This is a genomic window from Streptomyces sp. NRRL F-5122 (assembly GCF_001507435.1).
GTDB classification, from domain to species: domain Bacteria; phylum Actinomycetota; class Actinomycetes; order Streptomycetales; family Streptomycetaceae; genus Streptomyces; species Streptomyces lannensis.
Genome location: NZ_LMWH01000161.1, coordinates 60,420 through 83,439, shown reverse-complemented (window position 1 = coordinate 83,439; position 23,020 = coordinate 60,420). Strand labels below are relative to the sequence as shown.

Annotated in this window: 19 protein-coding genes; 6 read left to right on the top strand and 13 right to left on the bottom strand. The window is 73.2% G+C overall.

Annotated elements, in window-relative coordinates:
• The first annotated feature begins 142 nt into the window (after nt 1–142).
• The 5 genes from ADL25_RS17770 to ADL25_RS17750 all read left to right on the top strand — a co-directional run bounded on the left by ADL25_RS17770 (nt 143) and on the right by ADL25_RS17750 (nt 4,944).
• A complete protein-coding gene (locus ADL25_RS17770) occupies nt 143–988 on the top strand; it encodes a transporter substrate-binding domain-containing protein (RefSeq protein WP_059128730.1) in 846 nt (281 codons plus the stop codon).
• A complete protein-coding gene (locus tag ADL25_RS17765) occupies nt 985–1,830 on the top strand; it encodes an amino acid ABC transporter permease (protein WP_059128729.1) in 846 nt (281 codons plus the stop codon). Before ADL25_RS17770 ends, ADL25_RS17765 begins: the two co-directional genes overlap by 4 nt.
• Nucleotides 1,827–2,621, top strand: a complete 795-nt coding sequence (locus tag ADL25_RS17760; RefSeq protein WP_059128728.1) for an amino acid ABC transporter ATP-binding protein — start codon at nt 1,827–1,829, stop codon at nt 2,619–2,621. The genes ADL25_RS17765 and ADL25_RS17760 overlap by 4 nt, the downstream gene beginning before the upstream one ends.
• 22 nt (nt 2,622–2,643) lie before the next feature.
• Nucleotides 2,644–3,735: an amidohydrolase family protein gene (locus ADL25_RS17755; protein WP_059128727.1), complete on the top strand. Its 1,092-nt coding sequence runs from the start codon at nt 2,644–2,646 to the stop codon at nt 3,733–3,735.
• Between the two features lie 270 nt (nt 3,736–4,005).
• Complete coding sequence (locus tag ADL25_RS17750; RefSeq protein WP_059128726.1) at nt 4,006–4,944, top strand: SCO1860 family LAETG-anchored protein; 939 nt, start codon at nt 4,006–4,008, stop codon at nt 4,942–4,944.
• Between the two features lie 52 nt (nt 4,945–4,996).
• On the opposite strand, the gene cobC is transcribed toward ADL25_RS17750, so the two are convergent.
• From cobC to cobM, 6 genes are read right to left on the bottom strand one after another with little or no spacing between them, the layout of a single operon-like run.
• Complete coding sequence (gene cobC / locus ADL25_RS17745; protein WP_059128725.1) at nt 4,997–6,070, bottom strand: Rv2231c family pyridoxal phosphate-dependent protein CobC; 1,074 nt, start codon at nt 6,068–6,070, stop codon at nt 4,997–4,999.
• The gene (locus tag ADL25_RS17740) at nt 6,060–6,989 is read right to left on the bottom strand and encodes a sirohydrochlorin chelatase (RefSeq protein ID WP_059128724.1); all 930 of its coding nucleotides are present in this window, start codon (nt 6,987–6,989) and stop codon (nt 6,060–6,062) included. Before ADL25_RS17740 ends, cobC begins: the two co-directional genes overlap by 11 nt.
• A complete protein-coding gene (locus ADL25_RS17735) occupies nt 6,986–7,570 on the bottom strand; it encodes a precorrin-8X methylmutase (RefSeq protein WP_059128723.1) in 585 nt (194 codons plus the stop codon). Before ADL25_RS17735 ends, ADL25_RS17740 begins: the two co-directional genes overlap by 4 nt.
• Nucleotides 7,567–9,261, bottom strand: coding sequence for a precorrin-3B C(17)-methyltransferase (gene cobJ, locus ADL25_RS17730; RefSeq protein WP_059128722.1), 1,695 nt, complete (start codon nt 9,259–9,261; stop codon nt 7,567–7,569). The genes ADL25_RS17735 and cobJ overlap by 4 nt, the downstream gene beginning before the upstream one ends.
• Nucleotides 9,258–10,499: a bifunctional cobalt-precorrin-7 (C(5))-methyltransferase/cobalt-precorrin-6B (C(15))-methyltransferase gene (locus tag ADL25_RS17725; RefSeq protein WP_059128721.1), complete on the bottom strand. Its 1,242-nt coding sequence runs from the start codon at nt 10,497–10,499 to the stop codon at nt 9,258–9,260. The genes cobJ and ADL25_RS17725 overlap by 4 nt, the downstream gene beginning before the upstream one ends.
• A complete protein-coding gene (cobM, locus tag ADL25_RS17720; RefSeq protein ID WP_059128720.1) occupies nt 10,496–11,314 on the bottom strand; it encodes a precorrin-4 C(11)-methyltransferase in 819 nt (272 codons plus the stop codon). Before cobM ends, ADL25_RS17725 begins: the two co-directional genes overlap by 4 nt.
• A 103-nt stretch (nt 11,315–11,417) precedes the next feature.
• On the opposite strand from cobM, the gene ADL25_RS17715 reads away from it, so the two are divergent.
• Entirely contained in the window at nt 11,418–12,146 is a 729-nt protein-coding gene (locus ADL25_RS17715) for a ZIP family metal transporter (protein WP_059128719.1), read from the top strand.
• 11 nt (nt 12,147–12,157) lie between these two features.
• Here the strand turns inward: ADL25_RS17715 and cobI are convergent, their stop codons facing one another.
• Genes cobI through ADL25_RS17680 form a run of 7 tightly spaced genes read right to left on the bottom strand, consistent with a single transcriptional unit; the run spans nt 12,158 to nt 22,972 of the window.
• Nucleotides 12,158–12,889 carry a precorrin-2 C(20)-methyltransferase gene (cobI, locus tag ADL25_RS17710; RefSeq protein WP_107116639.1) on the bottom strand — a complete coding sequence of 244 codons (732 nt, stop codon included), beginning with the start codon at nt 12,887–12,889 and terminating at the stop codon, nt 12,158–12,160.
• A complete protein-coding gene (locus ADL25_RS17705) occupies nt 12,886–14,247 on the bottom strand; it encodes a cobyrinate a,c-diamide synthase (protein WP_059128717.1) in 1,362 nt (453 codons plus the stop codon). The genes cobI and ADL25_RS17705 overlap by 4 nt, the downstream gene beginning before the upstream one ends.
• Nucleotides 14,241–14,849, bottom strand: coding sequence for a cob(I)yrinic acid a,c-diamide adenosyltransferase (cobO, locus tag ADL25_RS17700; protein WP_059128716.1), 609 nt, complete (start codon nt 14,847–14,849; stop codon nt 14,241–14,243). The genes ADL25_RS17705 and cobO overlap by 7 nt, the downstream gene beginning before the upstream one ends.
• Nucleotides 14,849–16,864, bottom strand: a complete 2,016-nt coding sequence (locus ADL25_RS17695) for a putative cobaltochelatase (RefSeq protein ID WP_059128715.1) — start codon at nt 16,862–16,864, stop codon at nt 14,849–14,851. Before ADL25_RS17695 ends, cobO begins: the two co-directional genes overlap by 1 nt.
• Entirely contained in the window at nt 16,861–20,514 is a 3,654-nt protein-coding gene (gene cobN / locus ADL25_RS17690; RefSeq protein ID WP_059128714.1) for a cobaltochelatase subunit CobN, read from the bottom strand. The genes ADL25_RS17695 and cobN overlap by 4 nt, the downstream gene beginning before the upstream one ends.
• Nucleotides 20,511–22,019 carry a cobyric acid synthase gene (locus tag ADL25_RS17685; RefSeq protein WP_059128713.1) on the bottom strand — a complete coding sequence of 503 codons (1,509 nt, stop codon included), beginning with the start codon at nt 22,017–22,019 and terminating at the stop codon, nt 20,511–20,513. The genes cobN and ADL25_RS17685 overlap by 4 nt, the downstream gene beginning before the upstream one ends.
• Entirely contained in the window at nt 22,016–22,972 is a 957-nt protein-coding gene (locus tag ADL25_RS17680) for a cobalamin biosynthesis protein (RefSeq protein ID WP_059128712.1), read from the bottom strand. The genes ADL25_RS17685 and ADL25_RS17680 overlap by 4 nt, the downstream gene beginning before the upstream one ends.
• Nucleotides 22,973–23,020 lie beyond the last annotated feature (48 nt).

Sequence of the window (23,020 nt, the reverse complement as noted above, 5' to 3'; positions counted from 1 at the left end):
ATTCGAGGGTAACCGGGCGTGTGATGCGCCACTTATCGGCACATTCTCAGGTGAATCGACCTTTCGACCATCGGATTGGTTTGAGAGGCTCCAACCTTTCCTTATAATCGGAACTCATAGCTCCCCCACAGAGAGGTCCCCCGTGAACTCGCTCCTCGGGCGCCGGGCCCGCATCCTGGCCGCCACCACCGCGACGGCCGGTTTGGTGTTCGTGGCCGGCTGCACCTCGAGCGGTGACGGCGGCAGCAAGACGGCCGCCGGCGGGGTGGAACTCGCCAAGGCCGGCCGGCTGACCACCTGCACGCATCTGCCGTACCCGCCCTTCCAGTCGGAGATCGACGGCAAGGTGCAGGGCTTCGACGTCTCGCTGATCGACCTGGTCGCCAAGGACCTCGGTGTGAAGCAGGACATCCTCGACACGCCCTTCGAGAACTTCAAGACCGGCGCGTTCCTCAACTCCGAGCAGTGCGACGTCGCGGCCGCCGGTATGACGATCACCGACGAGCGCAAGAAGCACGTCGACTTCTCCGACCCGTACTTCGACGCCACCCAGGCCGTCCTGGTGGACAAGAAGAGCGGCATCACCTCGCTCGCCGATGTGAAGGCCAAGGGCAGGAAGCTCGGTGCCCAGGCGCAGACCACCGGCGAGGACTATGCCAAGAAGCAGGGCTTCGACCCGGTCTCCTTCGAGTCCTCCGACGCCGTGATCAACGGCCTGCGCACCGGCCAGGTCCAGGCGGTCGTCATCGACTACCCGGTCGTCCAGGGCTGGCTCAAGGACAAGGCCAACGCCGACGCCTTCCAGGTGGTCGACAACCTCAACACCGGTGAGCAGTACGGCTTCACGGTGAAGAAGGGCAACCGCAAGCTCCTCGACGCCATAGACAAGGCGCTCAAGGACGCGAAGGCCGACGGCACGTACAAGAAGCTGTACGAGAAGTGGATAGGCCCCTACAACGCGTCGGTCGCCTCGCCCTCCGCCTCATGAGCGGGGTCACCGAGCCGGCCGGCGCAGGGGCGCGGCCCCGCAGGAAGGGCCTGACACGTCGTCAGAGGCGCAGGGTGTCGCGCGGCGTCCAGTACGTCGTCTTCGTGGCCGCCGTGATCGCCTTCGCGTTCGCGGCGGACTGGGGGCGGCTGCAGGACCAGTTCGCGCAGGTGGACATCGCCCGGCAGATGTTCCCCGACGTCATCACACTGGCGCTCAGGAACACCGTGCTCTACACCCTGTCCGGCTTTGTGGTCGGACTGGTCCTCGGCATGGTCCTCGCACTCATGCGGCTGTCCTCGGTGGGTCCCTACCGCTGGGTCGCCGGCATCTACATCGAGATCTTCCGCGGCCTGCCCGCCCTGCTGATCTTCGTTTTCATCGGTGTGGCCGTGCCCCTGGCCTTCCCCGGTACGGAGATCATCGGCGGAACCTACGGCAAGGTGGCCATCGCGCTCGGTCTGGTGGGCGCCGCGTACATGGCGGAGACGTTCCGCGCCGGTATCCAGGCTGTGCCCAAGGGGCAGATGGAGGCGGCCCGTTCGCTGGGCTTCTCGCCCGCCCGGGCCATGATCTCGATCGTCGTCCCGCAGGCGTTCCGGATCATCCTCCCGCCGCTCACCAACGAGCTGGTACTGCTGTTCAAGGACTCCTCGCTGGTGCTGCTGCTGGGCGTCACCCTGGAGGAGCGCGAGCTGTCGAAGTTCGGGCGGGACCTGGCCAGCCAGACCGCGAACTCCACGCCCATCCTCGTCGCCGGCCTGTGCTACCTGCTGGTCACGATCCCGCTCGGCTTCGTCGTGCGACGCCTGGAGTCGAAGGCCGGGGAGGCCGTCAAGTGAGCAGTTCCGCACAGATCCGGATCCGGGACCTCCACAAGTCCTTCGGCGACAACGAGGTGCTGCGCGGGATCGACCTGGAGATCGGCGAGGGCGAGGTGGTCTGTGTCATCGGTCCGTCCGGCTCCGGCAAGTCGACCCTGCTGCGCTGTGTGAACCTGCTGGAGGAACCCGGCAGGGGCCAGGTGTTCGTCGGCGGCACCGAGGTGACCGACCCGGACGTGGACATCGACGCCGTCCGCCGCCGAATCGGCATGGTGTTCCAGCAGTTCAACCTGTTCCCGCACCTCACGGTGACCGAGAACCTCACCCTGCCGCAGCGCCGGGTCCTCGGGCGGGACAAGGCGGCGGCCGCCAGGACCGCGGCTGAGAACCTGGCGCGCGTCGGCCTTTCCGAGAAGGCGGACGCGTACCCCTCCGCCCTGTCCGGCGGCCAGCAGCAGCGCGTCGCCATCGCCCGGGCGCTCGCGATGGGCCCACAGGTGATGCTCTTCGACGAGCCGACCTCCGCGCTCGACCCCGAGCTGGTGGGCGACGTCCTCGCCGTGATGCGCATGCTCGCCGACGAGGGCATGACCATGATGGTGGTCACCCACGAGATGACGTTCGCGCGCGAGGTCGCCGACCGGGTCGTCTTCATGGACGGCGGAGTCGTCGTCGAGCAGGGCACGCCGGACCAGGTCATCGGCGCCCCGCGGCACGAGCGGACCCGCCACTTCCTCTCCCGGCTCCTCGACCCGGCGATGGCCGAGGTGGAGGAGGGGACCTCCGACCAGGTGGGCAAGGCCGGGTAGCGGGCGAACTAAGGTGCAGTACATGAGCGATCACGCGGTGCTGCACGTGAAGGGACGGGTGCTCGTCGGGGCCGAGGAGATCCGCGACGAGGTGTGGGTGGTCGGCGGCCGGGTCTCCTACGACCGGCCCGAGGGCGCCCGTGACGTCCGTACCGTCGAGGGCTGGGCGCTGCCCGGTCTCGTCGACGCCCACTGCCATGTGGGCCTCGACGCCCACGGCCCGGTGCCCGAGGACGTCTCCGAGAAGCAGGCGCTGACCGACCGGGACACCGGCACCCTGCTGATCCGTGACGCGGGCTCGCCGTCGGACACCCGCTGGATCGACGACCGCGACGACCTCCCGAAGATCGTCCGGGCCGGCCGGCACATCGCGCGCACACGCCGCTACGTCCGCAACTACGCCTGGGAGATCGAACCGGGGGACCTGGTCGCGTACGTGGCCCAGGAGGCGCGGCGCGGGGACGGCTGGGTCAAGCTGGTCGGCGACTGGATCGACCGGGAGGCCGGGGACCTGACCGCCTGCTGGCCGCGAGAGGCGGTGCAGGCGGCGATCGCGGAGGCGCACCGCCTGGGTGCACGCGTCACCGCGCACTGCTTCGCCGAGGACTCGCTGCGCGACCTGGTCGAGTCGGGCATCGACTGCATCGAGCACGCGACGGGCCTGACCGAGGAGACGATCCCGCTGTTCGCCGAGCGGGGTGTCGCGATCGTGCCCACCCTTGTGAACATCGCGACCTTCCCGAAGCTCGCGGACGGCGGAGAGTCCCGCTTCCCGCGCTGGTCGGCGCATATGCGACGGCTGCACGAGCGGCGCTACGACACCGTGCGGTCCGCCTACGACGCCGGCATCCCGGTGTACGTCCGCACCGACGCGGGCGGCGGCCTGCCGCACGGGCTGGTCGCGGGCGAGGTGGCGGAACTGGTGACCGCCGGGATCCCGCCGGTCCAGGCCCTGTCGGCGGCGGCGTGGGGTGCCCGGCGGTGGCTCGGCCGGCCCGGTCTCGAGGAGGGGGCCGCTGCGGACCTCGTGGTGTACGAGGCCGATCCGCGGGCGGACGTACGGGTGCTCGCGGCGCCGCGGCGGGTGGTGCTGAACGGACGCGTGGTCGGTTAGGGCCTGTCGTTGGGATCATGCCGACCGGCGCGGTCTCTGCAGGCCGACCTGATCCGGACGCCAGACCCCAGGGATCTCCTCGCGCTCCGGTCGCGCCCCCGGTGCGGGGGATGCGGGGGTGGCTCGGGGGAACAGGCGTGCCGCCGTTTTCGAAGATCCTTGCGAGCGATCCACGATGGAGTGAAGTCACGCGGTGTTGCTGACGGCTCACTCCCGGTACGAAATTCTTTCCGGGTCCCGAGCTTGTCTCCTCTGGGGGGTCCCACCACCATGAACGGCACCACCTTCCGTATGCCCGCACGCCGACTGGCCACCGTCGCGGTGGCCACCGCACTGGCCGCCGGTCCCGCCGCGCTGGCGGGCGCCGGGTCCGCCGGCGCGACCGAGGACCAAGGGCGCGCGAGCGCTGTCGTGCTGCGGACCGGACTGGACGTGTCCCTGCTCAAGAAGACCGTGAACGTCCCGCTCGCGGTCTCCCTCAACGAGGTGCAGGCGCCGCGGAGCGCCGAGCAGACCGCGCTGTCGGCCCGTCTGAAGGGAGTCGCCGGCGGGCGCCCCTTCGACGTGGTGCGGGCGGACGCCGCCACGGCGCGGGCGACGGTGTCCGAGTCGGGCGCGGAGGCGTCCACGAACCTCACCCGTGCGCGGGTCCATGTGCCCGGGCTGCCGATGCTCTCCCTGATCGAGGTCGACGGCGTCACGTCCAAGGCGGTGTGCGAGGTGGGGAAGAGGCCTGTCGCCACGGCCAATGTGCTGGGCGCGGTGACCGTGCTCGGGCGGAAGGTCACGGTGTCGGCGGCCGGACCGACGAAGGTGAAGGCGCCGGGAGTCGGCGAGGTGCGGCTGGAGGTGTCGCCGACCCGGACGACGTCCCGGACGGCGGCGGCGTCGGCGCTGGTGCTCACGGTGTCCGTGAACCCGCTCAACCTGAACGTGGCGGAGGTGAAGGGCACCGTGATCCTGGGAGGAGCGACGTGCGAGACCCCCGCCGCCCCGGCGTCGCAGGCCCCCGCGTCCGACGCACCGGAGGAGACGGCCGCGCCCGCGACGGAACCGGCCGGGGACGTGAAACCGCAGGCGGCGCCCGCGAAGGCCGACCTGGCGGAGACCGGCGGCAGTTCTGCCACGCCCTATGTCGTGGGCGGAGCGGTCGTACTGCTGGTGGCGGGCGCGGGTGTGCTGGGGGTGGCACGCCGCCGCCGCGGCTGAAGCCTGCCGCCTGAGCAGGGCCGGGCGGTGATGCCGGCGGGACGGTGATCGCTCACCCCGCCGCCAGCGTCACCGCCCGGTCCAGAGCCTGCAGAAAGCGGTTCACGGTCACTCTGTCCCGGACCGCGAGCCGGAGCCATTCCCTGCCCAGTCCCGGGAAGGTGTCCCCACGTCGCACCGCGAAGCCGAGGTCGCGCAGATGGCGGCGCACGGCCGGGGCCTGCTCCAGGCGGACCAGGACGAACGGCCCGTCCGCGGGCTCGGCGACGTACAGCCCGTCGGGTCCGAACTCCCGCAGTCCCGCCACCAGATGGGCCCGGTCGGAGGCGACCCGATGGGCCGCGTGCGCGGCCTCCGCGAGTGCCCGGGGCGCCACACAGGCCTCGGCGGCCACCAGCGCGGGTGTGGACACCGGCCACAGGGGCTGCGCCCGCTCCAGCTCGGCGATCGTCCCCGGGTCTGCCAGGACGTAGCCTATGCGCAGGCCCGCCAGGCCCCAGGTCTTGGTCAGGCTGCGCAGGACCACCAGCCCGGGCACGTCCGTCCGGCCCGCCAGCGCCTCCCGTTCCCCCGGAACCGCGTCCATGAACGCCTCGTCGACCACCAAGGTCCGTCCGGGGCGGGCGAGTTCGGTGATCCGGGCAGCCGGGTGCAGCACCGAGGTCGGGTTCGTGGGGTTCCCGATCACCACCAGGTCCGCGTCCTCGGGAACCAGCGCGGGGTCGAGGCGGAAGCCGTCCCGCTGCCGCAGCAGCACCCGGTCCACCACGTGCCCGGCGTCCCTGAGCGCCGCCTCGGGCTCGGTGAACTGCGGGTGCACGACCACCGGGTGACGTGCCCTCAGGGCCCGTGCGAGCAGGACGAAGGCCTCGGCGGCGCCCGCCGTGAGCAGCACGCGTCCGGTCGGCAGACCGTGCCGTTCCGCCACGGCCGCACGGGCGGCCCGCCCGTCGGGATAGGCCGCGAGCCCCTCCAGGGACCCGGCGATGACATCGCGCAGCCATGCCGGGGGCGTGTCCGCGCGGACGTTCACCGCCAGGTCCGTCAGTGCGGCGCCGCCGTCACGGACCTCGGCGTCCCCGTGGTGCCGCAGGTCGTGCTGCCCACCGTCGTGTTCAGTGCGCATGGGAGTGTGCGTGTCCGCCGTGGTGGTGGCCGTGCCCGTGGTGGCCGTCGTCGTCCGGGTGGAAGTGCGGCTGCTGCGGCAGGCCCACCTTGTCCTCGAAGCCGGGCAGCGCGATCCGGTACACGCAGGAGTCGCAGTTCATCCGCAGATCACCCTTGACGGCCTCCTCGTACCGCTCCAGCACCAGGTCGAGCAGCTCGGGCTCGGGCCCGATGACGTCCGCCGTGCGCACCTCGGTCTCCGGATGCGCCTCCGCCCAGCCCTCGGCCTGACGGCGCACCCGGTCGGGCAGCACGCCCGTGAAGAGGAAGTAGGGCAGGACGACGATCCGCCTCGCGCCCAGCTTCGCGCACCGGTCAAGGCCGCTCGGCACGTCCGGCGCCGCCAGCGACACGAACGCCGTCTCGACCCCGGCGTAACCGCGCCCTTCCCACAGCAGACGCGCGGCCTTGTGCACCTCGGCGTTGGCGTCCGGGTCCGTCGAGCCGCGCCCGACCAGCAGCACGGTCACATCGGACCGGTCGGCGGGCCTGCGGGCCGTGCCCCCGAGCGCTTCGTCGAGGCGCCGCTCCAGGACGTCCAGCAGTGCCGGATGGGGGCCCAGCGGGCGGCCGTAGGCGTAGGAGATCCCCGGGTGCCGCTCCTTCTCCCGGGCCAGGGCCGCCGGGATGTCCCCCTTCGCGTGCCCGGCGGACACCAGCATCAGCGGTACCGCGGCGAAACGGCGGACGCCGCGTTCCACCAACCCGCTCACCGCCTCGCCCAGCGGCGGCGCCGACAGTTCGATGAAGCCGCCCGCGACGGGGAGATCGGGGCGACGGCGCTCCAGCTCCCGTACGAAGGCGCGGAACGCCTCGGCTCCGGCCTCGTCCCGGGTGCCATGGCCGGCGATGAGCAGGGCGGGCGGCGGGGTGGTCACAGGGTCTCCTTCGAAGTGGGGTGGTACAGCAGGGCGTTGAGCGCCGCGGCGGCGACCGCGGAACCGCCCTTCTCGGACACGTTGCTCACGGCCGGCAGTCCGCTCTCGCGCAGCGCGGCCTTGGATTCGGCGGCGCCCACGAAGCCGACGGGCAGACCGATCACGAGCGCGGGCGAGGCGTCCAGCTTCAGCAGCTCCTCCAGGGCGGTCGGAGCGCAGCCGATCACCCAGAGCGCTCCGGGGCCGACGTCCTCGTACGCGAGCCGGATCGCATGCGCCGAACGCGTCAGCCCGGGGCCGGACCTCGCGTCCTTGAGCCGGCAGACCGTCGTCCTGCGGGTGATCCCGGCCGCGACCATCTCGACGTCCACGACCACCGGCGCGCCGCCGTGCAGCGCGGTGTGCGCCGCCACCAGGTCGCCCTCGTCCGTCACGAGGTCGTCCGCGTAGCCGAGGTCGGCCGCGGAGTGGATGACGCGCTCCACCACGGCCCGGGTCAGCGGCGGGTAGTGCGAGGTGTCGAGCCGGGCGCGCAGCCGCCGGAAGGACTCCTGCTCGATCGGGTGGACCACTCGGTTCACTGGGCGTCCTCCTGCCTGTCGTCCTGCCAGCGGTAGCCACGCGGCGTCACCATGCGCCCCGCGATCTCACGGGTCGCCGTGTTGCCCACGGTCACGACCGTCATCATGTCGACCGTCGCCGGGTCGAGGCAGGCCAGTGTCGTCAGACGGCTGGACTCGTCCGGTCGTGACGCGTTCCGTACGACACCGACCGGCGTCGACGGTGCCCGGTGGGCGCCGAGGATCGCCAGCGCCTTCGGCAGCTGCCAGTCGCGGCCCCGGCTGCGCGGGTTGTAGAAGGTGACGACGAGGTCGGACTCGGCGGCCGCCCGTACCCGGCGCTCGATGACCTCCCAGGGGGTGTGCAGGTCGGAGAGGCTGATCGACACATGGTCGTGGCCCAGCGGGGCGCCGAGGATCGCGCCCGCCGCCAGGGCGGCCGTCACGCCCGGGACCCCGGCCACGTCGATGTCGTCGGACGCCTCGGCCAGCGCGGGCGACGCCATCGCGTACACACCGGCGTCGCCGCTGCCGATCAGCGCGACGGCATGCCCCTTTCGGGCCTCGGCGACCGCCGTGCGCGCACGTTCCTCCTCGGCGCCGAGGCCCGACTCCAGGATCCGGGTGCCGGGGCGCAGCAGATCGCGGATCTGGTCGACGTACTGGTCGAGGCCGACGACGACCGACGCGCGCCGCAACTCCTGCTTCGCGCGCGGAGTCAGCAGGTCCCGGGCGCCCGGTCCGAGGCCTACGACGGCCAGTCGGCCGCGCCCGGGACGGCGGACGACGGCACAGGTCGCCGTCGCGGGACGGGCGGCCGACTTCCGCTTGGGCACGAGCAGTTCGCCGCCCCGCACGAGGGCCGCCGCCTCCGCCACCGAGGGCGTGCCGATGGCGGCCAGCGGTGCGTCCGAGGGGTTGGGCACGTCCACCTCGGCGAGCACTGCGGCAGAGTAGGTCACCAAGGGCACCCCGAGCCGCCGTGCCGCCTCGACGATGCCCGGTTCGTCCGCCTTGGCGTCGACGGTGGCCAGTTCGGCGAGCGATCTTGCGCTGAGCCCGGCCTCCCGCAGCGCACCCTCGATCAGCTCGAGGATCTCCCCGACGGGGGAGCCCTTGGAGGCGCCGACGCCGACCACGAGGGTCGGCGGCCGCAGCACGGCCTCCCGCTCGGCCGGCTCGAGGGCCGCATCGGTGACGCGGATCGTGTACGCGCCCTCGGCGGCGACCCGCAGCGGGGGCAGCGGCCAGCTCACCTCCGTCTCCAGGGCGACCGGTTCGCCGTCCAGCAGCGCCCGCGAGACCCCGGCGACATCGCCCTCCACCGGGAACCCCAGCGTGTCGAGGCCCGGCAGCCCCACGGAGTCCGTCGCCGTCGTCACCACCGGGACCGCCCCCAGCGACTCGCCCACCTCACGGGCGAGTTCATTGGCGCCGCCCGCGTGCCCGCCGACGAGGGACACCGCGAACCGCCCGCCCTCGTCGACGCACACCACCCCCGGGTCGAAGGCCTTGTCCCCGAGCAGGGGGGCGAGCAGCCGCACGACGGCCCCTGTCGCCAGGAAGCAGACGAGCTGCTCGCACTCCGCGAAGGCGGCCCGTACGGCCTCCCCGACGGGCCCCTCGTACACCCTCGTGCGATCCGGCCACGCCGCGGCGAGCCGGTCCCGTGCCACCGCCCCCGCCGCGGTGGCGGAAATGAGGCCGATCACTGAGCAACTCCTTCGCTGTGCGCCGCGGGACGTGTGCCCCACAGCAGGAAAACAGGGTTGGTGGCCGCGAGCCGGCTCACGTCCCCCGGCAGCGGGGCGAGCCGCGACGACTGCAGCAGCACTCCGTCGCAGGAGAACCCGGCCGCGACGAGCGCCTCGCGCGCCGCCGGTACGCGGTCCAGGACGGCCATGGCGATCACCACGGTCCGCCGGGCCCGCGCGGCGCACGCGGTCACGATCGCGGGCAGCTCGCGTCCGCCGCCGCCGACGAACACCGCGTCGGGGTCCGCGAGACCGTCGAGCGCGGCCGGTGCCGTCCCGTGCACCACATGGACGTCCACACGGTGCGCCGCCGCGTTGGCCCGGATCCGCTCCACCCCGTCGGCGGCCCGCTCCACGGCGGTGACGGCGGCGCCCAGCCGGGCGCACTCGACGGCGACCGACCCGGACCCGGCACCGACGTCCCAGACCAGGTCGCCCAGGCGCGGCGCCAGCCGGGCCAGCGCCAGGGCACGCACCTCGAACTTGGTGATCATCGAGTCCCGGTGCTCGAACGCGTCCTCGTCCAGGGCCCACTCGAGCGGGCCGGACCGCGGCCCGGCGACCGTGCGCGCAGGACCCGGCACCCGCGAGGGGTCGACAGACAGCACCACGCTCACCGCCGTGCCCCAGTCGCGTGCCGCCGCCTCGTGCGGCGTCACCCGTTCCACACGCTCGCGCGCCGGGTCGCCGAGCGCGCTCGCCACCACCAGCACACGCTCCGCGCAGCCCTCGGCGAGCGCCGCGCCGAGCTCGGCGGGACCGGCACCGGGGCCGGTGAGGACGGCGACCTTGGGGTGCGCCCGGCACACGTTCACCGCCGTGCGCGGCTCACGCCCGTGCGCGCTGACCACCACCGCGTCGTCCCACGGCAGTCCGAGCCGGGCGAAGGCGGTCGCCACGGAGGACACACCCGGCCGTACGTCGAGCAGCCCGGGACCGAACCGTTCGGCCAGCGCCCGGACGATCCCGAAGAAGCCGGGGTCCCCGGAGGCGAGGACCACGACCCGGCGCCCCTTGTCGACGTACCGTTCGACCGTGTCGAGCGCGGGGGACAGCGCCCCCAGCACGACGCGCTCCGCCTCTTGCGGCAGCCGTGCGGCCTGAAGATGCCGCCGTGCGCCCACCACGAGGTCGGCACCGGCCGTCACGTCGTCGTCGAGGGGTGCTCCCGTGCCCGTACCGACCACCGTGATCATGTGCTCGCGCCCCGTGCACGCAGGGCCTTGCGGGCCTCGGGGTCGGCCTTGCGGTAGCCGTGGAAGTGTCCGGGGTGGTAGAGGTGCGAGCGCGTGCCGTGTGCGGCGAGCGCCGGCCCGACCAGGAACAGCGTGTGCTTCCACAGCTTGTGCTCCTTGACCGTCTCCTCCAGCGTCCCGACGGTGCACTGCACGACGAGCTCCTCGGGCCAGGTCGCCTGATGGGCCACGATGACGGGGGTGGCGGTCGGATAGCCGCCCTCCAGCAGCTCACGGACGAGCTGCCCGCTGCGGGCCGCCGACAGGAAGATCGCCATGGTGGTGCCGTGCCGGGCGAACTCGCGCACCTCCTCACCGGGCGGCATCGGCGTCTTGCCGCCGCCGAGCCGGGTGAGGACGACGGACTGCGCCACCTCGGGGATCGTCAGCTCCCGCCGGGCGAGCGCGGCGACCGCGGAGAAGGAGGAGACACCCGGAACGACCTCCGTCCCGATGCCGAGTTCGGCACACCGGTCCAGCTGCTCCTGTGTCCCGCCCCACAGGGCCGGGTCGCCGGAGTGGATACGGGCGACACGCAGGCCCTCCTCGAGGGCGCGCCGGTAGACGGCGACGACGTCCTCCAGGGACATGGTCGCCGAGTCCAGGATCTCGGCGCCCTCACGCGCGTGTTCCAGGACCTCCGCCTGCACCAGGCTGGCGGCCCAGATCACCACGTCGGCCTCGGCGATGGCGCGCGCGGCGCGGAACGTGAGCAGGTCGGCGGCGCCCGGGCCGGCCCCGACGAAGGTCACCTTGCCGGTGGTGGCATCGGCCATGGGAATGTTTCCTCTCCTACGAAAGTTCGAGCAGTGCGAAACACCGGTGCGCGCAGGGCCGCCGGTCCTGTGCACACCGGGATCGATTGGATAGCAAGGTCAAATGGCGGTCTTCGTCGCGCTCGGCGCGTTCCTGATGACGCTGGCGGGCGGCTGGACGGCACTGCGCGTGACCGACCGCCGTCATCTGGTCCTCGGCCTGGCCGGTGGACTGATGCTCGGGGTGGTGGGTCTGGACCTGCTGCCGGAGGCACTGCACGCGGCGGGCGGCGAGGTGTTCGGCGTACCGGCCGCGCTGCTGCTGTTCGTGGCCGGTTTCCTGCTGGCCCACCTGGTGGAGCGGCTGCTGGCCGCCCGTCGTGCCGCGCACGGGGCGGACGAGCACAACCACCGTGCGCCCGAGGTGGGTCTGACGGCGGCCGCCGCGATGGTCGGGCACAGCGCCATGGACGGCGTCGCGATCGGTGCCGCGTTCCAGGTGGGCGGCGGCATGGGTGCCGCGGTCGCCCTGGCCGTCGTCGCGCACGACTTCGCGGACGGCTTCAACACGTACACGATCACGAGCCTGTACGGGAACGCCCGCCGCAAGGCGGTCACGATGCTGCTTGCGGACGCGGTCGCGCCGGTCGTGGGAGCGGCCTCGACCCTGGCCTTCACGATCCCGGAGCCGCTGCTCGGCGGCTATCTCGGCCTGTTCGGCGGAGCGCTGCTCTACCTGGCCGCCGCCGAGATCCTCCCCGAGGCGCACCACGTCCACCCCGCCCGTTCGACCCTGCTGTGCACGGTCGCGGGTGCCGGCTTCATCTGGCTGGTGGTGGGCCTCGCGGGCTGACCTGCCGCTGGTCACAGCTTGCCGCCGCGGGTGCCGTCGCGCCGGGCGGGAGCGATGAGGGTGGACAGATAAGGGAGCGGACCGTCCTCGAGGTCGGCGGCCGGCCGGATGGACTCCCCGGGCAGGCCGAGTGCGGATCCCCACACCGCGTCGTCCAGGCGCCCGGTCTCCCGCAGCGCCCGGGCGACCTCCTGCGCCTGCCGGCCGAACTTGTAGGCGACGACCGTCCCGGGCCCGCCGAGCGCGTCCTTGAGCACGGCGGAGCCCGCGGTCACGGGAACCAGCGTGAGCGGTTCGGTGCCCTCGGTCAGGACAGCGCCCGACCGGGCGGCGAGGTCCTGCATGGCGGTGATGCCGGGCACCGTCTCGACGACCGTCCCGGGCACGAGGTCCTGGACGGTCTGCGCCAGGTAGGTGAACGTCGAGTACACGTTGGGATCGCCGATGGTGGCGAAGGCGACGGCACCGTGCCGCTCCAGCAGCCCGGCGACACGCTCCCCGGCGGCGTCCCAGGCCGCCTCGCGCCGTGCGTGGTCGCTGCGCTCGTTCAGCGCGAACACCACCCGGACGACCTTCTCCTCGGGCACGTAGTGCAGCACGGTCGCCTCCGCGCGCCCGCGCTCCAGGGTGTCCATCACCGGTACGACGACGACGTCGGCGGCGCGCAGCGCGTTGACGCCCTTGACGGTCACCAGTTCGGGGTCGCCGGGGCCCACCCCGACTCCGATCAGCCTGCTGCTCATGACGTCCGGCACCTCTCCACGAACCGACGGGCCGCACCGGGCTCGGCGGCCCAGTGCGTGTGCAGGTAACTCGCGTGCACACCCTGTTGAACGAAACCTTCGACGCGCCGCCGCGGAGCACGTACCCCCCAGGCGGGAGCCGTCCCCGCGCCGGGCTCCACGACGGTGCGGTGGAACTCGTGCCCGCGCATCCGGGTCCCGGCCGCCGCGAGGACGCTGTCGCCGAGGGCCACGGCGTCCCGGTAGCCGAGGGTGAGCCGCTCGCTCATCCGGGCGTCCGCCTGGAGCACCCCGCACATCGGCCGTCCGTCCAGTTCGCGGCACAGGTACAGCAGTCCGGCGCACTCGGCCGCGACCGGCGCGCCGTCCCGTGCGAGAGCGGCGACGGCTTCGCGGAGGGGTTCGTTGGCGGACAGCTCCGGCGCGTACACCTCCGGGAACCCGCCCCCGATCACCAGTCCTCCCGTTCCGTCGGGGAGCCGTTCCTGGCGCAGGGGGTCGAAGGTGACGACCTCGGCCCCGGCGGCGGTGAGCAGTTCGGTGTGCTCCGCGTAGGAGAAGGTGAAGGCCGGGCCGCCGGCCACGGCGACCACCGGGCGTTCGCGGGCGCCGGTGACGGGTGGCTCCCAGGCCGGGCCGGGCAGCGCCGCCGCGCTCCGCGCCAGCCCCAGCAACGCTTCGAGATCGCACCCCGCGTGCACCTGTGCGGCCATGGCGGCGACGGCCTCCACCGCCTCCGTCCGCCGCTCGGCGACCGGTACCAGCCCGAGGTGGCGCGACGGCGTGTCCATCTGTGCCACCCGGCGCAGCACGCCCAGCACCGGCGTCCCGGCCGAGTCCAGCGCCTCGCGCAGCAACTCCTCGTGCCGGTCCGAGGCGACCTTGTTCAGGATGACGCCCCCGAGGCGTACCTGCGGATCCCAGGAGGCGAAACCGTGCACCAGCGCGGCCACCGACCTCGACTGCGACGAGGCGTCGACCACGAGCACCACGGGGGCCCGCAGCAGCTTCGCCACGTGCGCGGTGGACGCCAGTTCGCCCTCGCCCGCGGCCCCGTCGAACATCCCCATGACGCCCTCGACGACGGCGAGGTCGCAGCCGCGCGTCCCGTGCAGGAACAGCGGTGCGATCAGCTCCGGCCCGCACAGATAGGCGTCGAGGTTCCGCCCCGGGCGCCCGGTGGCGAGCGCGTGGTACCCCGGGTCGATGTAGTCCGGCCCCACCTTGTGCGGGGACACGGTGAGTCCCCGCCCGGCGAAGGCCGCCATCAACCCCGTGGCCACGGTGGTCTTGCCGCTGCCCGAGGAGGGCGCGGCGATGACCAGCCGGGGGACGGACGACGGGGAGGACGTCACCACTCGATGCCCTTCTGGCCCTTCTGCCCCGCGTCCATCGGGTGCTTGACCTTGGACATGTCGGTCACGAGGTCGGCGAGATCGACGAGCTTCGCGGGCGCGTTCCGCCCGGTGATCACGACATGCTGGGTCCCCGGCCGGTTGCGCAGGACGTCCACGACCTCGTCGGTGTCGACCCAGCCCCAGTGCAGGGGGTAGGCGAACTCGTCGAGCACGTACAGCCGGTACGTCTCGGCGGCCAGGTCCCGCTTGACCTGCTCCCAGCCCTCCCGGGCCTTCTCCTCGTTCGTCGTGTTGTCGCCCTGGAGGTCGCGCTGGACCCACGACCAGCCCTCGCCCATCTTGTGCCAGTCGACGGTCCCGCCCTGGCCCGAGGCCCCGAGCACCCGCAGCGCGTTCTCCTCGCCGACCTTCCACTTGGCCGACTTGACGAACTGGAACACCCCGATCGGCCAGCCCTGGTTCCAGGCGCGCAGCGCGAGCCCGAAGGCGGCGGTCGACTTGCCCTTGCCCACGCCCGTGTGCACGACGACGAGGGGCCGGTTGCGGCGCTGACGGGTCGTCAGTCCGTCGTCCGGCACGACGCTCGGCTGTCCCTGCGGCATCAGGCGGCCCTCCTCGCGGTCCTCTGCGTCCCCTGCACGTTCCGTACGAGGCCGGTGATGCTGTCTGCGCGCAACTCGTCAAGCGTCACCGCCGCAGCGCCCAGTTCCTCGGCGAGCCGCCCGGCGAGTCCCAGCCGCACGGGCCCCGACTCGCAGTCCACGACCACGGACGCGACTCCCTCGGCGGCCAGCAGCCCCGCGGCCCGGCCCGCGAGCACCACCGGTTCGGCACCTCCCGTGGCCCGCCCGTCGGTCACCACCACGACCAGGGCCCGTCGCGCGGGATCCCGCAGCCGTTCGACCCGCAGCACGTCATGGGCCTTGAGCAGCCCGGCGGCCAGCGGCGTCCTGCCGCCCGTCGGCAGCGACTCGAGCCGGGCCGCCGCGGCGTCCACCGACGACGTCGGCGGCAGCGCGACCTCGGCCGCCGAACCCCGGAAGGTCACGAGCCCCACCTTGTCCCGGCGCTGATAGGCGTCGAGCAGCAGCGACAGCACGGCGCCCTTGACGGCGGCCATCCGCTGCCGCGCCGCCATCGAACCGGAGGCATCGACCACGAACAGGACGAGGTTGCCCTCGCGGCCCTCCCGCGTCGCCTGCCGCAGATCGTCCCGCCGCACCACCAGTCCGCGGCCCGACCGGCCGCGCGCCCGCTGGTGCGGCGCCGCCGCCTGCACGGTCGCCGCCAGATGCAGCTTGGTGAGCGCGCCCCGGGGCCGGCGGGCCCCGGTGGTCCGCCCGTGCTCGGTGCGCGCCCGGGACCGTCGCCCCGCCGCGCCGTCGCCGAGTCCGGGCACCGTCAGCACCTTCGTGCGGAACGGCTGGGCGGCCCGAACGGCCTTCTGCTCCCCGGCACCGGAGGCCGCCGACTGCCCGCTCTCCCCGGCCTCGGGCCGTGCGGCCGTGTCACCGCCCTGCGGGGCGTCGTCCGGAGACGGCTGCCCGTCACCGCCACCGCCGCCGGGCCCGCCGGGATCCGGATCCGGATCCGGGTCGTCGTCCGGGCCGCCGAACTCCTCCAGCGTCTCGTCGAGCTTGTCCTCGTCGAGTCCCGGAGCGTCGAAGGGGTTGCGCCGCCGCCGGTGCGGCAGGGCGAGCAGCGCGGCCTGCCGCACGTCCTCGGCGAGCACGTCGGTGCGCCCGGCCCAGGCCGCCAGCGCGGTGGCCGTACGGGCCATCACGATATCGGCCCGCATGCCGTCCACCTCGAACGCGGCGCAGGTCGCGGCGATCTGCCGGAGCGCCCCGTCCCCGAGCCGCACGGAGGGCAGCAGTTCGCGCGCGGCCACGATCCGGGTCCTCACGGCCGCCTCCTCCTCGGCCCAGCGCGTCGCGAACGCCTCGGGGTCGTCGTCGTGGGCGAGCCGCCGCCGGACGACCTCCACCCGCTGATCGGGCTCCCGCGAGGCGGACACCTCGACGGTCAGCCCGAACCGGTCGAGCAGCTGCGGCCGCAGCTCGCCCTCCTCGGGGTTCATGGTGCCGACGAGCAGGAAGCGGGCCGCGTGGCGTACGGAGACACCCTCGCGCTCGACGTACGAGGCGCCCATCGCGGCCGCGTCCAGCAGCAGATCGACGAGGTGGTCGTGGAGGAGGTTGACCTCGTCGACGTACAGGATCCCGCGGTGCGCCTCGGCGAGCAGGCCCGGCTCGAAGGCCTTCACGCCCTCGGCGAGCGCCCGTTCGATGTCGAGGGCGCCGACGAGCCGGTCCTCGGAGGCGCCGACCGGAAGCTCCACCATGCGGGCGGGCCGCCGTGCGCCGGCCCCCGGCTCGTGGGGACCGTCCGGGCAGCCCGGGTCCGGCGCCGCGGGGGCGCAGGAGAAACGGCAGCCGGGGACCACGTCCACCGCCGGAAGCAGCGCCGAGAGAGCGCGTACGGCCGTGGACTTGGCGGTGCCCTTCTCGCCGCGCACCAGCACACCGCCGACCGCCGGGGACACGGCGTTCAGCAGCAGCGCCAGGCGCAGGTCGTCCTGGCCGACGACCGCCGTGAACGGAAAGGGGGTACTCACTTCTCGTCGCCCTCCAAGTCGCCTTCGAGCTCCAGATAGGTGGCGCGCAGCCGCTCCAGCGTGTCCGCGTCCGGCTCCGCCCACAGGCCGCGCTCGGCGGCCTCCAGCAGCCGCTCGGTGATGCCGCGCAGCGCCCAGGGGTTGGACTTCTTCATGAAGTCCCGGTTCTCGGCGTCGAAGACGTACTCGGCGCTGAGCTTCTCGTACATCCAGTCGTCGACCACACCGGCCGTGGCGTCGTAGCCGAAGAGGTAGTCCACGGTCGCCGCCATCTCGAAGGCGCCCTTGTAGCCGTGACGCCGCATGGCCGCCATCCAGCGCGGGTTGACGACACGCGCGCGGAAGACCCGGTGGGTCTCCTCGCCCAGCGTGCGGGTCTTGACCTGGTCGGGCACGGCCGAGTCGCCGACGTACGCCTCGGGGGAGTCGCCGGTCAGGTGCCGGACCATGGCGACCATTCCACCGTGGTACTGGAAGTAGTCGTCGGCGTCGACGAGGTCGTGCTCGCGGGTGTCGACGTTCTTGGCGGCGACGGCGATCCGCCGGAAGGCGGTCTCCATGTCCCCGCGTGCCGCCCGCCCGTCGAGCCCGCGCCCGTACGCGTAGCCGCCCCACACCGCGTACACCTCCGCGAGGTCCGCGTCGCTGCGCCAGTTGCGGGCGTCGATCAGCGGCAGCAGCCCGGCGCCGTACGCACCCGGCTTGGAGCCGAAGATGCGGGCCGTCGCGCGCCGCCGGTCGCCGTGTTCGGCGGTGTCCTCGTCGGCGTGCGCGCGGACGAAGTTCTGCTGGGCCGGCTCGTCCAGCTCGGCGACGGCGCGCACGGCGTCGTCGATGAGCCCGACGACATGCGGGAACGCGTCCCGGAAGAAGCCCGAGATGCGGACCGTGACGTCGATGCGCGGGCGGCCGAGTTCGGCCAGGGGCACGATCGCGAAGCCGGTCACGCGCCGGGAGGCGTCGTCCCAGACCGGGCGGCAGCCCAGCAGCGCGAGGATCTCGGCGATGTCGTCGCCCTGGGTGCGCATGGCGGACGTGCCCCAGACGGTCAGGCCGACGGACTTCGGGTACTCGCCGGTGTCACTCAGATACCGTGCGACCAGCGAGTCGGCGAGCGACTGCCCGACCTCCCAACTCAGCCGCGAGGGAATGGCCTTGGGGTCGACGGAGTAGAAGTTGCGGCCCGTCGGCAGGACGTTGACGAGCCCGCGGGTCGGGGAACCGGAGGGACCCGCCGGGACGTAACCGCCGTCGAGCGCCTTGAGGATGTGGCCGATCTCGTCGGTGGTCCGGGCGAGCCGGGGTACGACCTGCGTGCAGGCGAACTCCAGGACGGCCACGGCGGCGGGCAGTTCGGTACCCAGGACGTCCCGTACCAGGGCGGGGACGGCGGCCGCGGCCCAGGCACGCTCCTCCATGCCCTCCGCCATCCGCCGGCACAGCTGCTCCAGCAGGTCGACGGCGTCGGCGGCGCTCCGTGCGGGGCCCTCCACCAGATCCGTCAGTTCCGCGGGCACCTTCAACGGCGCGCCCGGTTCGGCGAGCAGCTCCTTCTCCACCAGGCCGAAGTGCTCGGCCAGCGACGCCCTCAGCCCCGGGATCGCGTTCGCCTGCCCGCCCCACACCTGCGCGGAGCGCAGGACGGCGAGTACGAGGTTCACGCGCGGCTCGCCGACCGGACCACCGCCCAGGATGTGCAGACCGTCCCTGATCTGGACGTCCTTGATCTCGCACAGATAGCCGTCGATGTGCATGACGAACGCGTCGAAGGCGTCCTCGTCCGGCTGGTCGTCCACGTGCAGGTCGTGGTGCAGCTCGGCGGCCTTGACGAGGGTCCAGATCTGCGCACGCACCGCAGGTGCCTTGGCCGGGTCCAGGTCGGAGACCAGCGCGTACTCGTCGAGCAGCTGCTCCAGCTTCGCCAGGTCGCCGTAGGTGTCGGCGCGCGCCATCGGCGGTACGAGGTGGTCGACGACCGTGGCGTGCCCGCGCCGTTTGGCCTGGGTGCCCTCGCCGGGGTCGTTGACGATGAAGGGGTAGATCAGCGGGAGGTCGCCGAGGACGGCGTCGGGTGCGCAGCCCCGGCTCAGTCCGAGCCCCTTGCCCGGCAGCCACTCCATTGTGCCGTGCTTGCCCATGTGCACGATCGCGTCGGCCCTGAAGGTGTTCTCCAGCCAGCGGTAGGCCGCCATGTAGTGGTGCGAGGGCGGCATGTCGGGGTCGTGGTAGATCGCGATGGGGTTCTCGCCGAAGCCGCGCGGCGGCTGGATCATCACGACGACGTTGCCGAAGCGGAGCGAGGCGAGCACGACGTCGTCCCCGTCGACGTACAGACCGCCCGGCGGCTCCCCCCAGGCCTTAAGCATCGCGTCCCTGAGCTCCGGGTCCAGCGCGTCGAACCACGCCCGGTAGTCGGCGAGCGGCACCCGCGCGGGTGCGGACGCCAACTGCTCCTCGGTCAGCCACTCGACGTCGTGGCCGCCGGCCTCGATGAGCCGGTGGATGAGCTCGTCGCCGCCCCCGGGGTACTCGGTCAGCCCGTATCCCGCGTCCCGGAGCGCGTCCAGGACCCGTACGGCCGAAGCGGGGGTGTCTAGACCGACCGCGTTGCCGACCCTCGAGTGCTTCGTCGGGTAGGCGGTGAAGACGAGCGCGAGCCGCTTCTCCGCGTTCGGCTTGTGCCTCAGCAGGGCATGGCGCACGGCGATCCCGGCGACGCGCGCGGACCGCTCCGGGTCGGCCACGTACACCGGGACGTCGTCCGGGCCCTGCTCCTTGAAGGAGAAGGGGACCGTGACGAGACGGCCGTCGAACTCCGGGATGGCCACCTGCATCGCCGCGTCCATGGGGGTCAGGGCCGCGTCGGACGCGTCCCACGCGGACCGCGACGAGGTGAGGCAGAGACCCTGCAGCACCGGGACGTCCAGGTCGGCGAGCGCGCCGATGTCCCACGACTCCTCCTCCCCACCCGCCGACGCGTGCGAGGCGTGCGTGCCGCCCGCGGCGAGGACGGTGGCGACGAGCGTGTCGGCCTTCGAGAGCATCGCGTACAGCGCGGGGTCGGCGCCGCGCAGGGAACCGCAGTACACCGGAAGGGCGTTGGCGCCCCGTTCCTCGATCGCGTCGCACAGGGTGTCCACGAAGGCGGTGTTGCCGCTGAGTTCATGGGCCCGGTAGAAGAGCACGCCCACGGTGGGGCGGCCCTCGACGAACTCCCGTTCCCCGTGGAGGCCGTACCCGGGCATCTTCTGCGGCTCCGCGAACCCCTCGCCGGTCAGCAGCACGGTGTCGGACAGGAAGCGCGCCAGCTCGGTGAGGTTGGCGGGTCCGCCCTCGACGAGGTAGCGCAGGGCCTCCGCCACGACACCCGCGGGCACCGACGATTCGGCCATCAACTCCGCGTCCGGCACCGCCTCCCCGCCGAGCAGCACGGTCGGGACGCCGGCGGCCTTGAGGGCGGCGAGCCCGTCCTCCCAGGCGCGCTTTCCGCCCAGCAGCCGCACGACGGCGATGTCCGCGCCCGCGATCAGCGATCCGAGCTCCTCCGCGACGTCCACGCGGGTCGGGTTGCCGATCCGGTAGGGCGCACCGGAGGCACGCGCCGCCAGGAGATCGGTGTCGGCGGTCGACAACAACAACACTGTGCTCATGCGGGCGCTCCCGGTGGAATGAAAGGCAGTCCTTGCGGCGCGCCCGACTCGATGAGCCGCCAGAGCGCGTCCGTGTCCGCGTGCTGTTCGATCAGATCGCCGAGCCGGTCGAGCTGCTCCTCGCGCAGCGCGGCGAACGACGTGCCGGGGGCCGGCACGAATCGGCGGCCCGCGGCGGCCGCCACCTCGCGCAGGAACGCCCGTCGGAAACCGTCCGACTCGAGGGAGCCGTGCCAGTGGGTGCCCCACACCGCCCCGACCCGGCAGCCGTCCAGGAAGGGCTCTCCGCCGGTCACCTCGGCGACCCCGTGGTGGATCTCATAGCCCTGCACCGGCTCGCCGAGGGCCCGTCCGACGGGCCTCGTCAGGGTCTTCCCCCGGGCGAACCGCACCCTGACGGGCAGGACCCCGAGTCCGTCGACGCGGCCCCGGCGGCTCTCCACCTCGTCCTCGATGTGCTCGCCGAGAATCTGGAAGCCGCCGCAGATGCCGAGCGTCGGGCGTCCCTCGGCCGCCCTCCGGACGAGCGCGTCCGCGAGACCGCGTGCGCGCAGCCAGTCGAGGGCCCGCACGGTGCCGCGCGTGCCCGGGACCACCACCAGATCCGCGTCGGCCAGCTCCTCCGGCCGGTCCACGAACCGGACCACGACACCGGGTTCGGCGGCGAGGGCGTCCACATCGGTGAAGTTGGACATGAGGGGGACGGCGCAGACGGCGACGCGCAGCACGTCCGCCCCGACGGGGGCCGAGACCTCCGACTCGCGTACGGCGCCCCGCAGGGACACCCGCAGCCCGTCCTCCTCGTCGATCCCGAGTCCGTGCCGGAAGGGCAGGACCCCGTACGTCCGGCGCCCGGTGAGGCCGTGCAGCATGTCCAGCCCCGGCTCCAGCAGGGAGACGTCACCGCGGAACTTGTTCACCAGGAAGCCGGCGACGAGTTCCTGGTCCTCACGCGAGAGCAGGGCGACCGTGCCGAAGAACGAGGCGAACACTCCGCCGCGATCGATGTCGCCCACGACGAGCACGGGCAGGCGCGCGCCCCGCGCGATCCCCATGTTGACGATGTCGGTCCGCCGCAGATTGATCTCGGCGGGACTGCCGGCCCCCTCACAGATCACCGCGTCATATGTGCCCCGCAACTCGGCGAGACAGTCGAGGACGGTGCCGAGGAGCCGCTGTTGCCGCCCTCCGTGGTACCCGCGCGCGCTCAGTTCGCCGACCGGTTTGCCCAGCAGCACGACCTGACTGCTCTGCTCGCCCCCCGGCTTGAGCAGGACGGGGTTCATCAGCGCGGTCGGTTCGATGCGGCACGCCTGGGCCTGCATGGCCTGTGCCCGCCCGATCTCGGCACCTTCCCGGGTGACGAAGGAGTTGAGCGACATGTTCTGCGCCTTGAAGGGCGCGACCTTCACGCCCTGGCGTACGAGCCAGCGGCAGATCCCGGCGGTCACCACGCTCTTGCCGGCGTCGGAGGTGGTACCGGCGACGAGCAGTCCGCCGTTCATGACGTACGTCCCTTCGCGAGAAGCCTTCGGCCGAGCAGCCGCCCGGCGACGGTGACGCCGAGCGCGAGCACGGAGACACGACGGGAGAGCCGTACGGCCCGCTCGACGTCGTCGGTGCGGACCGGGCGTCCCGCACCGTTCAGCACCGGCCGGTGCTCGACCCGTCCCCCGTAGGACAGCGTCCCGCCCAGCCGCACCCCGAGGGCTCCCGCGAACGAGGCCTCCACGGGACCGGCGTTGGGGCTCGGGTGCCGGGTGGCGTCCGCGCGCCAGGCGCGCACGGCCCCCCGCGGATCCGGACCCGACACCGCCGCGAGGGCGGCGGTCAGGCGTGCGCCCGGCCATCCCGCGAGATCGTCGAGGCGGGCCGAGGCCCATCCGTAGCGCAGATGGCGGGGCGACCTGTGGCCGACCATGGCGTCGAGCGTGTTGACGGCCCGGAAGCCTACGAGCCCGGGCACGTTGCCCACCGCGCCCCACACCAGCGCGCCCACCACGGCGTCCGAGGTGTTCTCGGCGACGGACTCGACCACGGCCCGGGCGATCCCGTCGGCGTCCAGCGCCTGCGGATCCCGCCCGCACAGATGGGGCAGCCTGGCACGGGCGGCCTCGACGTCACCCGCTTCCAGGGCGCGCCCGACGGCACGGGCCTCGCGAGCGAGCGAGGTCCCCCCGACGACCGTCCAGGTGGTGGCGGCGGTCAGGGCGACGGAGGCGGCGGCAGACCGGCGTACGGCCGCGGCGGCGAGGGCCGCGAGCGAGACGGCGCCCCCGACGCACAGGGCGGTGTGCAGCGCGCCCCACCCGCGGTGGTCCCGCCACAGCACCCGTTCCACGGCGCCGGCGGCCCGCCCGAACACGGCGACCGGATGCCCGCGGCGCGGATCGCCGAAGAGGTGGTCACCGAGGAGGCCGGCGGCGGCGCCGTACGCGAAGTGGCGATCGGCACCCACCGGCTCAGCCGACCGCGGGGTAGGGCAGGATCCGATTGCTGAACCTCG

What these genes read in the sequence shown, in the direction of transcription:
- ADL25_RS17765 (WP_059128729.1), top strand. Translation starts at nt 985, where the DNA reads ATGAGCGGGGTCACCGAGCCGGCCGGCGCAGGGGCGCGGCCCCGCAGG.
- ADL25_RS17755 (WP_059128727.1), top strand. Translation starts at nt 2,644, where the DNA reads ATGAGCGATCACGCGGTGCTGCACGTGAAGGGACGGGTGCTCGTCGGG.
- ADL25_RS17750 (WP_059128726.1), top strand. Translation starts at nt 4,006, where the DNA reads ATGAACGGCACCACCTTCCGTATGCCCGCACGCCGACTGGCCACCGTC.
- cobC (WP_059128725.1), bottom strand. Translation starts at nt 6,070, where the DNA reads ATGCGCACTGAACACGACGGTGGGCAGCACGACCTGCGGCACCACGGG.
- ADL25_RS17725 (WP_059128721.1), bottom strand. Translation starts at nt 10,499, where the DNA reads ATGATCACGGTGGTCGGTACGGGCACGGGAGCACCCCTCGACGACGAC.
- cobM (WP_059128720.1), bottom strand. Translation starts at nt 11,314, where the DNA reads ATGGCCGATGCCACCACCGGCAAGGTGACCTTCGTCGGGGCCGGCCCG.
- ADL25_RS17715 (WP_059128719.1), top strand. Translation starts at nt 11,418, where the DNA reads ATGGCGGTCTTCGTCGCGCTCGGCGCGTTCCTGATGACGCTGGCGGGC.
- cobI (WP_107116639.1), bottom strand. Translation starts at nt 12,889, where the DNA reads ATGAGCAGCAGGCTGATCGGAGTCGGGGTGGGCCCCGGCGACCCCGAA.
- cobO (WP_059128716.1), bottom strand. Translation starts at nt 14,849, where the DNA reads ATGCCGCAGGGACAGCCGAGCGTCGTGCCGGACGACGGACTGACGACC.
- cobN (WP_059128714.1), bottom strand. Translation starts at nt 20,514, where the DNA reads ATGAGCACAGTGTTGTTGTTGTCGACCGCCGACACCGATCTCCTGGCG.
- ADL25_RS17685 (WP_059128713.1), bottom strand. Translation starts at nt 22,019, where the DNA reads ATGAACGGCGGACTGCTCGTCGCCGGTACCACCTCCGACGCCGGCAAG.